Source organism: Kaistia adipata DSM 17808, from assembly GCF_000423225.1.
Taxonomy (GTDB): domain Bacteria; phylum Pseudomonadota; class Alphaproteobacteria; order Rhizobiales; family Kaistiaceae; genus Kaistia; species Kaistia adipata.
In genome coordinates, this window is the sequence record NZ_AUHO01000010.1 from 254516 (window position 1) to 267547 (window position 13032).

Consider the following 13032-nt stretch of genomic DNA (forward strand, 5'->3'; position numbering starts at 1 on the left):
ACTCCGCCGCATCAATAGGGGTCGATCGCGTCGCGCAGGCCGTCGCCGAGCGCGTTGAACGCGAAGACGGTGATCAGCACGAAGACGACGGGGGAGAGGATCCACGGATAGGAGCCGATCACCGAAAAGGCGCTGGTGTCCTGCAGCATCAGGCCCCAGGAGATCAGCGGCGGCTTCACGGCGAAGCCGAGGAATCCGAGGAAGGATTCGAGCAGCACGATGGTCGGGATGGCGAGCGTCACGCCGACGATCACATGGCTCATGACGTTGGGCAGGATGTGGCGGAAGATGATCCGCCCGTCGCCGGCGCCGATCGCCATGGCGGCGCGGACATATTCGATCCGCGCCAGCGCCAGCGTCTTGCCGCGCACCTCGCGGGCGAGCTGGGCCCAGCCGAGCGCCGCCATCACGCCGATGACGAAGGCGATGAAGACGTTCGAAGGCGCCGTGATCGGGATCAGCGAGGTCAGCGCCAGGTAGAGCGGCAGTTGCGGGAAGGCGAGGACGAGGTCGACGAAGCGCTGCAGCCAGGCATCGAGCCGTCCGCCGATATAGCCGGACGAGATGCCGACCGTCGTGCCGACGGCGGTGGTGATCAGCACGACGATCAGCGCGATGGTAAGCGAGATACGGGAGCCGACGATGCCGCGGGAGAGAATGTCGCGGCCGAACTTGTCGGTGCCGAGCAGGTGAATCGGCGCGCCGTCGCGCGCGCCGAACAGGTGGATGTCGGTCGGGATAAGCCAGAGCAGCTTGTAGGGATAGCCGCGGACGAACAGGCCGAGCACATGCGGGTTCTCGAGGTCCGGCCCGGTCATCGGCTGGAACGTCACCGGGTCGAGCTCGTCCGTCTCGACGATCGGGTAGATGCGCGGCACGAACGTGAACGAGCCATCGGCCTTGAAGAAGCTGATATGGTCCGGCGGTGCGAAGCCGATGCCGTTGGCGCGCGGGTCGACCGGCGCGACGAAATCGGCGAACAGCGCCATCAGCAGCAGACCGACGACCATGGTGAGGCCGATCATGCCCATCGCCGAGCGGCGGAAGCGGCGCCAGACCAGCGCGAAATAGCCCTCGTTGCCATGGGCGAAGCGGGCGTTCGGCACGACCGGCGCGGTCGGCTCCGCCGGGGGCAGGGTGGCGAGGCTCTCGGTACGGTCGGTCATGCCTTTTCTCCCCCGAGGCGGACGCGCGGATCGAGCAGCGCCAGCAGCATGTCGGCGATGATGTTGCCGATGATCAGGGTCGTCGCGAGGACGAGCATGAAGGTGGCGGTGACATAGACGTCGCCGACGGCCATCGAGCCGACGATGGCCGGGCCGACGGTGGCGAGCGCGAACACGATCGCCACCTCGATCTCGCCGGTCAGCATGTAGGGCAGCACGACACCCTGGTACATGACGAGCGGATGCAGCGCGTTCGGCACGGCGTGACGCAGGACGACGGCGGATTCCGGCAGGCCCTTGGCGCGGGCCGTCTCGACATATTGCGCGTTCAGCGTATCGAGCAGATTGCCGCGCATGACGCGCATGTTGTAGGCGAGGCCGCCGAAGGTGGCGATCGCGACCACCGGCCAGATATGCTTCACCAGGTCGACGAATTTCGCCCACGACCAGGGCGCGCCGCCATATTGCGGCGAGAAGAAGCTGCCGATCTCCTGCACGTTCAGTTTGAACGCCAGGATGTAGACGATGATGATCGCGATCAGGAAGCGCGGCACCGTCATGCCGAGGAACGACACGAAGGAGAGCGCCGAGTCGATCCAGCTATACTGCCGGGTGGCGGCGATGATGCCGAAGGTGATGCCGATCAGCGACGCCAGGATGTGGCAGACCAGCGCCAGCATCAGCGTGCGCGGCAGGCGCTCGGCGACGACGGTCGAGACCGGCTTGTTGTAGAAGAAGCTGTGCCCGAAATCGAAGCGGGTCAGGATGCCCCAGATCCAGCGGAAATACTGGACGATCATCGGATCGTTGAGGCCGTGCGCCTGGCGATAGGCCTCGGCCTGCGCCTCGGCGACCGCGGCGGAGGCGCCGCCCTGGTTCATCAGCTGCGAACGGATGAAGTCGGCATAGTCGCCGGGGGGCGCCTGGATGATGACGAAGGTCACGATGCTGAGAATGAACAGCACCGGGATCGCCGACAATATCCGCATCATCAGGAAACGTAGCATCGGGCAGCAGGTCCTTGGTTGCGCGCTGCGGGGAGGGGCCGGCCTTGGCCGCCCTTTCCCGTCGATCGTTGCCGCCCCGCCGGGCCGGCAACGTCGTCGCGGTACCGATGGACCGGCCCGGGACGATGCCCGGGCCGGCCGTGTCGGAAGCCGCGTCGCGGATCAGCCCTTGATCGGGCCGCCCTTCGCGCCCGGGGCGCTCGGCAGCGTTTCCGGGTGGAGCTCGTACTTGCCCTGCTTGTCGGCCGGGACGAAGACGCGCTCGCGGATGATGCTGTCCTCGGCCCAGTTGAACAGGTTGATCGGCACGCCCTTCGGGATGTTGGCGAAGCGCTTGTTGATGATCAATGCGCCCGGGTACTGGGTCAGGCCGATGCCGTAGACGTTGTCCGTGTAGATCTTCTGGAACGTCTTCATCAGCTCCTTGCGCTCGGCATTGTCGCTCGAGGCGATGAACTTGTTGACGACGTCGACCAGCTCCTGCTCGAACGGCAGCAGATCGACCTGGCCGTCAGCGCCGGCGCGGTGGAACCAGCTGGTCTTCGGGCCGACCGGGGCCAGGTTGACCGTCTTCTGCACGACCGAGGTCAGGTCTTCCTGGTTGCGGAAGATCATCCAGTCGAACTTGCCGGCCTGCTGCAGCGCGTCGCGCTGCTTGCCCTCGACCTGGTTGATCAGGACGCGGATGCCGAGCGGTTCCATCATCGAGACGACGCCGTCGGCCAGGCTCTTGTCGGTCTGGTAGTCGGCGTTGACGAGGAGCGTGACCTCGACATTGGCACCGCCCGCCGTGTTGGCCGGGAAGTTCAGGATGCCGTCGCCATCCGTGTCCTTGAGGCCGGCGGCCGCGAGCTCGGCCTTGGCGCCCTCGAGATCGAACGGATAATAGGCGGTCGAGTCCTTGTCGTAATAGACGGTGCCCGTGTAGATGCCGCCCGGATAGATGGTCGTGAACGGACCCTTGACCAGTGATTCACCCAGCCGCTTGCGGTCGATCGCCGAGGTGACGGCCTTGCGGAAATGCTCGTTGCGGTTCAGATCGCGCACGGCCTGGCCGCGCGCGTCCGGTTCGCCCCAGCCATTGCCCGACAGGTTCTGGTAGAGCGAATAGCCGATGATGCGCGGGCCGAATTCGAGGCGGGCCGGGGCGTTGGGGTCGGCGGAGCGCTTCAGCGCCTCGACGAAGCTCTCCGGCTGCTCGAGGTTGGAGAAGTCGCCCGATCCCGCCACCGCCTGCACGTCGCGGTCGGCCCAGGTCGAGAGCTTGTAGTGCATCTCGTTCAGGTAGGGCAGCTGGTTGCCGGCCTCGTCGACCTTCCAGTAGTAGGGATTGCGGCGCAGCACGATGATGTCGTCGGCGCGGTACTCGACCGGCGCCCAGGCGCCCATCACCGGGATGTTCATGTATTCCGGCGGGAAGGCGTTCTTGTACTGCTCGTAGGTGTTCTTCGAATATTTCGGGTGCTGCGGCTTCAGGATGTGGGCCGGGCCGGGGCAGAAGGTGCCGTAGGCCATCTGGTAGAGATACTGCTTCGGGAAGGCTTCCTTGAAGGTCCAGATCAGCGTGTAGTCGCCCTCGGCGACCAGCGTGGTACCTTCACCGAACGTGCCCGGCGCGGCGCCGTTCAGCGGCGACACGTTGGGATCGTTGACGTTGTCTTCCCAGTAGAAGATCGCGTCGGCGGTGGTGAAGGGCTGGCCGTCGGACCACTTCGCGCCCTCGATCAGGTGCATGGTCAGCTGGTGGCCATCCTCCGACCATTCCCAGCTCTTGGCGAGGTTCGGCAGCGGCTGCAGCTCGTCGGCCTTGATCTGGAACAGCGGGCCCGAGCGGGTCAGGCATTCCGACATGCCGATGTCGATGCCGCCCCAGCCCTGGGTCTGGCCGGCGCTGTAGTTCCAGCCCTCGGGGCGGCCGCCGATGACGTGGCGCATCGTGTCGCCGTAGACGCCGATGCCGTCGACGGTGTTGCCCTTCTTGTAGACCATCGGCTCCTTCGGCAGGCGGTCCTTGACCGCCGGCAGCTTGCCGGTCTCGACGAAGTTCTTCGTGACCCAGTCGGGCTCGTGATATTCGGGCAGGGCCTTGTATTCGAGGATGTCGGCGGCGCCGACATAGTCGACCTGGCCCTGGGCGTCGAATTTCGGCGGGTCGGGCGGGTTGATCGGTGCCTTCACCTGGGCGAGGGCGGCCGAGACCGAGACCCCGAGCAGCAGGCTGGCGGCGCTGAGCGCCAAGACGGAATGCTTCATGTTTCCTCCCCTTTGAACGGTGCCGGCGCGGGGCGCTGCACCCTGTCGGTCGTCGCTTCGCTGGGCAGCGCGTCGATGCGCCTTCTCGCGGGCGCTGCGGCGGCTGCCGAACCGGACGGCGGCTCCTCCCGCACCGCCCGGAATCGTCTCGTCAGGCCGTTCAGCCGGCGGCGCGCTCCTTCGCCCGCTCGGCCCGCACGGTGTCGATGCCGCGCACCTCGCGCCGCGCCGCGCCCTGCCAGTCGCGCGTGGCGACCGTCTTGTTGGCGAGGCGCTCCTTGGCGCCGTCGATGGCGTCTGCGTATTGCGGCAGCCAGCGCGCCTGGGCGACGAGCATCTCGTCGACCATCTGCCAGACCTCCTCCGGCGAGCAGATGGCGCCGACCAGCGGATCGTGCAGCACGGCGAGCTTCAAGAGCTCGACGTCGCCGGTGACGGCGGCATGCACCGCCATGCGCTGGACGTTGATCGACGACACGCAGGTCGCCGCGCAGGCCTCGGGCAGGCGGATGCCGGCCGTCATGTTGAGGCCGAAGCGGTCGACGAAACCGGTCGATTCGATGATCGCGTCCTCGGGCAGGTTGGCGATGATGCCGCGGTTTTTGACGTTGAAATGGCCGCGATAGACGCGCCCCGTTTCCAGCGCCTCGATGATGTGGCTCGCGTGCTCGTTCGAGCGCTTGTTCGGATCGAGCGTCTTGCCGGCGTCCTCGAGGAATTTCGGGAAGTCGGTCTCGAACCAGTTGCGCGTCTCGGTCGAATGGCGGAGATAGCCGCCGGTCTCGCCATGGATCCAGTTCGACATGTCGATCCAGCGATGGATCTCGTCCGGCCGCTTCCGGTACCAGGGCAGGTATTCGGAGAGATGGCCGTTGCTCTCGGTCGAATAGAAGCCGAAGCGCTTCAGGACGTCGATGCGGACCTTTTCCTGCTGCGAATAGACGGGATGGCGCTCGAAGGCGGCGATCAACTCGTCCTTGCCGATCCGGCGGCCGCGGAAGCGGATGTCGACATACCAGGTCTGGTGGTTGATGCCCGAGCAGATGAATTCGAGCTCGCTCTCGTCGGTGGCGCCGAGCACCTCGGCGATCTGCTCGCCGCCATGCTGCACGCCGTGGCAGAGCCCGATCGTGTCGACCTTGCCGTACTCGATCGCCGCCCAGGTGTTCATCGCCATCGGGTTGGCGTAGTTGAGGAAGCGCGCGCCGGGCTCGGCGACCTCGCGGATGTCCTTGCAGAAGTCGAGGATCACCGGGATGTTGCGCTGGCCGTAGAGGATGCCGCCGGCGCAGATCGTGTCGCCGACGCACTGGTCGACGCCGTATTTCAGCGGGATGCGGATGTCGTCGGCATAGGCCTCGAGGCCGCCGACGCGGACGCAGCTGATGACGTAGCGCGCGCCGGCGAGCGCCTCGCGCCGGTTCGTCGTCGCTGTGATCTTCGTCGGCAGCTTGTTGGCCGCGACCATGCGGTCGAGGATCTGCCGCACCATGGAGAGATTGTGCTCGCTGATGTCGGTCAGCGCGAACTCGACCTCGCGAAGCTCCGGCACGGAGAGGATGTCGGAGACCAGCTTCTTGGTGAAGCCGACGCTGCCGGCGCCGATGATGGCAATCTTGAAACTAGACATGAAAGTTCCGGGGTTCCTCGGAGGCGGTCGTCGCGCCCAGGGCGCGGGTCCAGTCGGCGCATTCCGGCCGGGCGTGCCGCCGAAGCGCGGTGCTGCGGCTAAGAGGGGGCGATGGCAGTCTTGGGTGGTATTTGCTCATCCAGCTGCTCTTTTTGGGTCGCCTGATCGCTCTGCGCGAGGCTAGTATGCGCAACGTTTCGCGGCGGACCAGAGAGAATTTGTGCTTTCATGGGTAATTCTGTGCTCGACAAAATGGCCCATCGTGCGCCGGTCATGCGCACGGTTTCGCTGCCGCGCGGTCGGCATCGCCTGCACACCATGCCGACCAGCGCCGGCTACGAGGTCCGCACCGACACGAGCTATGACTGGGACGGCCGAAGGCGCGGCCAGACGCCGTTCACCGTGCTGCAGCACACGGTTTCCGGCGTCGGCCGGCTGCGCTACGACCGACGCAATTATCGCCTGACGGCCGGCGAGACCATGCTGGTTCTGGTGCCGCACAACCACCGCTACTGGGTCGAGGCGGGCGAGCGCTGGGAGTTCTTCTGGATCTCGATGAACGGGCAGGAGGCGCTCCGCATCCATCGCTCCATCCTGGCGGCGACGGGACCCGTCTTCCGGCTCCGGCCCGACACGATCGAGCATCTCGCCCATTGCAGCCTGCGCCTGGTCGATGGCGGCGAGACGCCGGGCGCGGCCTCGGCGATCGCCTATGAGGCGGCGATGGCGCTCTATGACGACGTGTTCGGGCCGCATGGCGGTGAGCGCGCCGAGGACGGCGCCATCCAGCGCGTCGTCGACCACATCCTCGCCAATCTCGACAAGCCGCTCACCGTGCCCGATCTCGCCGAGGTCTCCGGCTTCAGCCGGGCGCATTTCTCGCGCATGTTCACGGCGAGCGAGGGCATGCCGCCGGCCGAGTTCGTGCTTCAGGAGCGGATGCGGCGCGCGGCGCGGCTGCTCGCTGGCCAGCAGGTACTCTCGGTCAAGGCGGTGGCGGTGCTGTCCGGCTTCGACGATTCCAACTATTTCGCCAAGGTGTTCCGGCGCTTCTTCGGCACCAGCCCGACCGAGTTCCGCACCACGGGCATGTATGCGAGCCCGAGCTGACGGTGGAGTTTCCACAGCCGCGATTTGGTGGCGCCGCTTCGGAAGGCGCTGTCGTCGCCGATTCGTGATCTGTCAACCGACAACTACATGTTGACGTTTTGGCGCTCAGGGCGTCTACATCTGTGTGTCGAGGTTCTCTTGAGTCGCAAGGCTCGAGGGTTTGAGGGAATGCCGGGACGTCCCGAAAGGGCGAAGCCGGAGCTGCCCCCGCAACTGTGAACGGCGAGTATCCGCCCGGAGAGACCACTGGGACCGAAAGGCCCTGGGAAGGTGGGCGGAACGACGACCCGTGAGCCAGGAAACCTGCCCCGACAGCGTTGAAACGTCCTCGGGCGGGGTGTCCCGGTGGAGCGCTGGATCTTGTGCGCCCTTCTTCCGGGGCCGTTGGTCCTGTTCGCCTCCGCTCGGCCTTTGCTCCCAACATTTGGGCTGAAGCCGATGTCTCTTGTTCTCGACCATGATCGCGCGGAGCCGGTCGCTCCGGCCAATGGCAGCGCCGCGTCCAAGCCGGCCGCGCCGGCCTTCCACGTCATCCGCCGCAACGGCTCGCTGTCCGATTTCGACGCCGCCAAGATCTCGGTCGCCCTGACCAAGGCGTTTCTCGCCGTCGAGGGCAACAGCGCCGCCGCGTCGCGCCGCGTGCACGAGATCGTCAGCGACCTGACCGACCAGATCGTCGCGGCGCTGACCCGCCGCGCCGCCGGCGCCGATCGCGTGCTGCATATCGAGGACGTTCAGGACCAGGTCGAGCTGGCGCTGATGCGCGGCGAGCACCACAAGGTCGCCCGCGCCTATGTGCTCTATCGCGAGGAGCGGGCCCGCGCCCGCCGCGCCGTCGAGGCGTCGGTTCCGGTCGCCGCCGCGCAGTCGGCCCTGCAGGTCCGCGGCGCCGATGGCGTGCTGCGGCCGCTGGACGAGACCCGCCTGAAGCTCGTCATCGACGAGGCCTGCGCCGGGCTCGCCGACGTCGACGCGGGCGCGATCCTGGCCGAGGCCCGCCGCAACCTCTATGACGGCATCTCGCCGAACGAATTGTCGCTCGCCCCGGTGATGGCGGCCCGCACGCTCGTCGAGCGCGAGCCGAACTACGCCTATGTCAGCGCCCGCCTGCTGCTCGACATGCTGCGCGCCGAGGCGCTCAGCTTCGTGGAAGGACGCGCGACCCAGGCGACCCAGGGCGAGATGGCGACGCGCTACGCCGATTACTTCCCGGCCTTCATCCGCGCCGGCATCGAGCATGAGCTGGTCGATCCCGAGCTCGGCCGCTACGACCTCGCCCGGCTCGCCGCGGCGCTGAAGCCCGAGCGTGACCTGAACTTCCAGTTCCTCGGCCTGCAGACCCTCTATGACCGCTATTTCCTGCAGACCGGCGGCACCCGCATCGAGCTGCCGCAGGCCTTCTTCATGCGCGTCGCGATGGGGCTGGCGCTGCGCGAGATCGACCGCGAGACGCGGGCGATCGAGTTCTACGACCTGCTGTCGTCCTTCGACTTCATGGCGTCGACGCCGACGCTGTTCAATTCCGGCACGCTGCGGGCGCAGCTCTCGTCCTGCTTCCTGACCACGGTGCCGGACGATCTCGACGGCATCTTCAAGTCGGTGAAGGACAACGCGCTGCTGGCAAAGTATTCCGGCGGCCTCGGCAATGACTGGACGCGCGTGCGCGGCCTCGGCGCCCATATCAAGGGCACCAATGGCGAGAGCCAGGGCGTCGTGCCGTTCCTGAAGGTCGCGAACGACACCGCCATCGCCGTCAACCAGGGCGGCAAGCGCAAGGGTGCGGTCTGCGCCTATCTCGAGACCTGGCACGTCGACATCGAGGAGTTCCTCGATCTCCGCAAGAACACCGGCGACGACCGCCGCCGCACGCATGACATGAACACGGCCAACTGGGTGCCGGACCTGTTCATGCAGCGCGTCGCCGAGGACGGCGTCTGGACCCTGTTCTCCCCGGACGAGGTGCCGGACCTGCACGATCTCTACGGGCCCGAGTTCAAGCTCGCCTACGAGGCCTATGAGGCGCGCGCCGCGCGCGGCGAACTGCGCGTGTCGCGCCAGGTCCGCGCCACCGATCTCTGGCGCCGCATGCTGACCATGCTGTTCGAGACCGGACATCCCTGGATCACCTTCAAGGATCCCTGCAACATCCGCTCGCCGCAGCGCCATGCCGGCGTCGTGCACTCGTCCAATCTCTGCACCGAGATCACGCTCAACACCTCGAATGACGAGGTCGCGGTCTGCAATCTCGGCTCGATCAACCTCGCCCATCACATCGTGGCGGACGGGCTCGATCTCGACCGGCTGGCGCGCACCGTCCAGACGGCGATGCGGATGCTCGACAACGTCATCGACATCAATTTCTATACGATCCCCGAGGCGCGCCGCTCCAACCTGCGCCACCGCCCGGTCGGCTTGGGCCTGATGGGCTTCCAGGACGCGCTGCAGGCGCTGCGCATCCCCTATGCCTCGGAGGCCGCCATCCGCTTCGCCGACGAGAGCATGGAGGCGATCTCGTTCCACGCGATCTCGGCCTCGACCGATCTCGCCGCCGAGCGCGGCCGCTATCCGAGCTTCGACGGTTCGCTGTGGTCGCAGGGCATCCTGCCGATCGACTCGCTGGAACTGCTGGCCGAAGCGCGTGGCGGCCTCGATCTCGACCGCTCGACCGTGCTCGACTGGGAAGGCCTGCGCGAGCGGGTGAAGACGGTCGGCATGCGCAATTCCAACACCATGGCGATCGCGCCGACGGCAACGATTTCCAACATCTGCGGCGTGGCGCAGTCGATCGAACCGGCCTATCAGAACCTCTACGTCAAATCGAACATGTCGGGCGACTTCACGGTCGTGAACGCAGCCCTAGTGCATGATTTGAAGGCGCGTGGGCTCTGGGACGAGGTCATGGTCTCGGATCTGAAGTACTTCGACGGCAGCATCGGCCCGATCGACCGCATCCCGGACGATCTGAAGGCGCTCTACGCGACCGCCTTCGAGATCGACAGTGCCTGGCTGATCGAGGCGGCGGCGCGGCGGCAGAAGTGGATCGACCAGGCGCAGTCGCTCAACCTCTACATCGCCAATCCCTCGGGCAAGAAGCTCGACGCGCTCTATCGGCTCGCCTGGCAGCGCGGCCTGAAGACGACCTATTACCTGCGCTCGCGCTCGGCGACGCATGTCGAGAAGTCGACGTTGAAGGGCACCGACGGCAAGTTGAACGCCGTGTCGGCGGTGATCGCCACGGCGCCGGCGGCCGCGCCGATCGTCGTGCCGGCCGCGATCAAGCCGGCTCCGGAACCGATCGCGATCCCGATCGGCGAAGCCTGGGGCCAGGCTTGTTCCATCGACGATCCCGACTGCGAGGCCTGCCAGTAGGGCGAGGGGGCTGGGGCGGGGGCTCTTCACAACTGGGGAGTCCGCTCTGCCCTCAACATCCTGAGGAGGCCCGAAGGGCCGTCTCGAAGGACGCAGAGCGGTAGCGCGCGACCATGCCGATCTCGCAGGTGCGCCGTGCGTCCTTCGAGACGGCTTTCTGCGAAAGCCTCCTCAGTGTCTGGCCCGTAATTGGACAAGGCCCGCCACGCCGCCTTCCCTTCACCTCTCCCTGAGGGAGAGGTCGGAGCGAAGCTCCGGGTGAGGGTTTAGGAAACCATCCGGTGAGGCCGTAAACCCTCACCCGCCGGCCTTCGGCCGTCGACCTCTCCCTCAGGGAGAGGTGAAAGTAGAGTGTCCCCTGCATTTCGGGCCAGACACTCAGGATGATGGATGTCGGTGGGCTGCAGGTCTGCCGTTTTGATTTCGCGCACTCCCGAAGGGAGGTGCGGTAAAAATTCCAAGGAGTTGACCATGCTCGACTGGTCCGAACCGAAATTCGCCGCCGCCATTGGCGCGCATGTTTCCGCCGGCAAGGATGCGCCCGCAGCCGACGCCACCGGCCTCGGCGCGATCGACCGCTCCGGCGGCCGCGTCTCCGTCGACGACAAGGCGATGATCAATTGCCGCGCCGACGTGAACCAGCTGCTGCCGCTCAAATATCGCTGGGCCTGGGAGAAGTACCTCGCCGGCTGCAACAATCACTGGATGCCGACCGAGGTCTCGATGCAGGCCGACATCGCGCTCTGGAAGTCGAAGGACGGGCTGACCGAAGACGAGCGTCGCGCCATCAAGCGCAATCTCGGCTTCTTCGCGGCGTCGGAATCGCTCGTCGCCAACAACATCGTGCTGGCGATCTACCGGCACCTGACCAATCCCGAATGCCGGCAGTACCTGCTGCGCCAAGCGTTTGAAGAGGCGGTGCACACGCACACCTTCCAGTACATCGTCGAGAGCCTCGGCCTCGACGAGGGCGAACTGTTCAACATGTACCGGGAAGTGCCGTCGATCACCGACAAGGCGGCCTGGGCGCTGAAGCACACGCAGCATCTCGACGATCCCGACTTCAAGACCGGTACGCCGGAGAATGATCAGGCCTTCCTGCGCGACCTCGTCGCCTTCTACGTGATCTTCGAGGGCATGTGGTTCTACACCGGCTTCGCGCAGATCCTGTCGCTCGGCCGCCGCAACAAGATGGTCGGCATCGCCGAGCAGTACCAGTACATCCTGCGCGACGAGAGCATCCACCTGAACTTCGGCATCGACGTCATCAACCAGATCAAGGTGGAGAACCCGCACCTGTGGACGGCTTCGTTCCAGGACGAGCTGCGCGGCATGATCCGCGAGGCGGCCGAGCTCGAGGCGGCCTATGGACGGGATACGATGCCGCGCGGCTTCCTCGGCCTGAACGCGGCGCTGTGCGAGAGCTACATGCACTTCATCGCGAACCGCCGCTGCGCCCAGCTCGGCCTCGCCGCCGTGTTCCCGGAGACGGAAAATCCGTTCCCGTGGATGTCGGAGGCGATGGATCTCAAGAAGGAGAAGAACTTCTTCGAGACGCGCGTGATCGAGTACCAGAACGGCGGCGCGCTCGCCTGGGACTGATTTTCTACGACGCGGCGGTCCGGTGCGCCGCCGCGTCGCAATTCCGAAGCGATTCGGTGCGGGGCTCAGGCCTCCTCGGCCGTTTCCCGCGTCACGTTCGGCTGGGCCTGAGAGTTCGCCCGCTCGGTCGCGGCGGCATGGGCGAGGTCGCGTTCGGCCAGGTTGAGGATGGCGTCGACCGCCCTGCGCGCGCCCTCCTTGTCGCGCATGCGCAGCGCCTCGACGAGCCAGTGATGCGCCTCGATCGCGTCCTGGAAGTCGGCGACGGCGCGGGCCGAGGCGCCGAGGGCGCGGTGCAGGGCGGCGTGGATCAGGCCGTAGAGCTGCGCGAAGACGCGGTTGTGGCTCGCCTTCAGCAGCACGGTGTGGAAGACGACGTCGGCCTCGGTGAAGGTGTGGAAGTCCTTGGCCGCCGCCATGCGCTGCCAGGCGTGGTCGAGATCGGCGATCTCCTGCGCCGTGGCGCGGCTGGCGGCTAGCTCGGCCGCCGCGGGCTCGATGGCCCGGCGCGCCTCGAGCACCGATTTCAGCAGCGCCTCGTCGAGAAAATCGTTGCCCATCCACTCGATGATGTCGGGGTCGAGGAGGTTCCAGTCCTCCTTGTCGCGCACGACGGTGCCGACCCGCGGCCGACCGCGAACCAGCCCCTTCGATTCCAGTACCTTGAGCGCCTCGCGAATGACGGTCCGGCTAACGCCGAACTCGGCGCAGAGGTCGTTCTCGCGCGGCAGGTTGGTGTTGGGCGGAAACCGTCCGGCGGCGATGGCCCGGGCCAGCGTGGCGATGATCTCCTTCTGGACGCGCGGCTTCGTCCGCCGTGGCGTGGCACTGGCGGCGGCGGGCTTCCCGGAGGGCGTCGCTAACGTCTTGGTCTTGCTGGTCATCACACTCGGCT

Annotated in this window: 8 protein-coding genes and 1 riboswitch; of the genes, 3 read left to right on the forward strand and 5 right to left on the reverse strand. The window is 66.5% G+C overall.

Annotated elements, in window-relative coordinates:
• Positions 1-11: 11 nt before the first annotated feature.
• The 4 genes from G539_RS0110050 to melA form a co-directional block, all read right to left on the reverse strand.
• Positions 12-1166 (reverse strand): ABC transporter permease, encoded by a 1155-nt coding sequence (locus G539_RS0110050; protein WP_051231265.1) that lies wholly within the window; start codon positions 1164-1166, stop codon positions 12-14.
• Positions 1163-2173 carry an ABC transporter permease gene (locus G539_RS0110055; protein ID WP_029075089.1) on the reverse strand — a complete coding sequence of 337 codons (1011 nt, stop codon included), beginning with the start codon at positions 2171-2173 and terminating at the stop codon, positions 1163-1165. Before G539_RS0110055 ends, G539_RS0110050 begins: the two co-directional genes overlap by 4 nt.
• 162 nt (positions 2174-2335) lie before the next feature.
• Complete coding sequence (locus G539_RS0110060) at positions 2336-4426, reverse strand: ABC transporter substrate-binding protein (protein ID WP_029075090.1); 2091 nt, start codon at positions 4424-4426, stop codon at positions 2336-2338.
• Positions 4427-4586: 160 nt separating this feature from the next.
• Positions 4587-6056, reverse strand: coding sequence for an alpha-glucosidase/alpha-galactosidase (gene melA / locus G539_RS0110065; protein WP_029075091.1), 1470 nt, complete (start codon positions 6054-6056; stop codon positions 4587-4589).
• Positions 6057-6284: 228 nt separating this feature from the next.
• Between melA and G539_RS0110070 the strand changes: the two genes are divergently transcribed.
• The 3 genes from G539_RS0110070 to G539_RS0110080 all read left to right on the forward strand — a co-directional run bounded on the left by G539_RS0110070 (position 6285) and on the right by G539_RS0110080 (position 12137).
• On the forward strand, positions 6285-7166 hold the full coding sequence (locus tag G539_RS0110070) for an AraC family transcriptional regulator (RefSeq protein WP_029075092.1): 882 nt from the start codon (positions 6285-6287) through the stop codon (positions 7164-7166).
• Between the two features lie 113 nt (positions 7167-7279).
• Positions 7280-7491, forward strand: a riboswitch (cobalamin riboswitch).
• Between the two features lie 113 nt (positions 7492-7604).
• Positions 7605-10535, forward strand: a complete 2931-nt coding sequence (locus G539_RS0110075) for a ribonucleoside-diphosphate reductase subunit alpha (protein ID WP_029075093.1) — start codon at positions 7605-7607, stop codon at positions 10533-10535.
• A 471-nt stretch (positions 10536-11006) separates the two neighbouring features.
• Positions 11007-12137, forward strand: a complete 1131-nt coding sequence (locus G539_RS0110080) for a ribonucleotide-diphosphate reductase subunit beta (protein ID WP_051231266.1) — start codon at positions 11007-11009, stop codon at positions 12135-12137.
• A gap of 65 nt (positions 12138-12202) precedes the next feature.
• On the opposite strand, the gene G539_RS24320 is transcribed toward G539_RS0110080, so the two are convergent.
• Entirely contained in the window at positions 12203-13021 is an 819-nt protein-coding gene (locus G539_RS24320) for a FadR/GntR family transcriptional regulator (RefSeq protein ID WP_051231267.1), read from the reverse strand.
• Positions 13022-13032 lie beyond the last annotated feature (11 nt).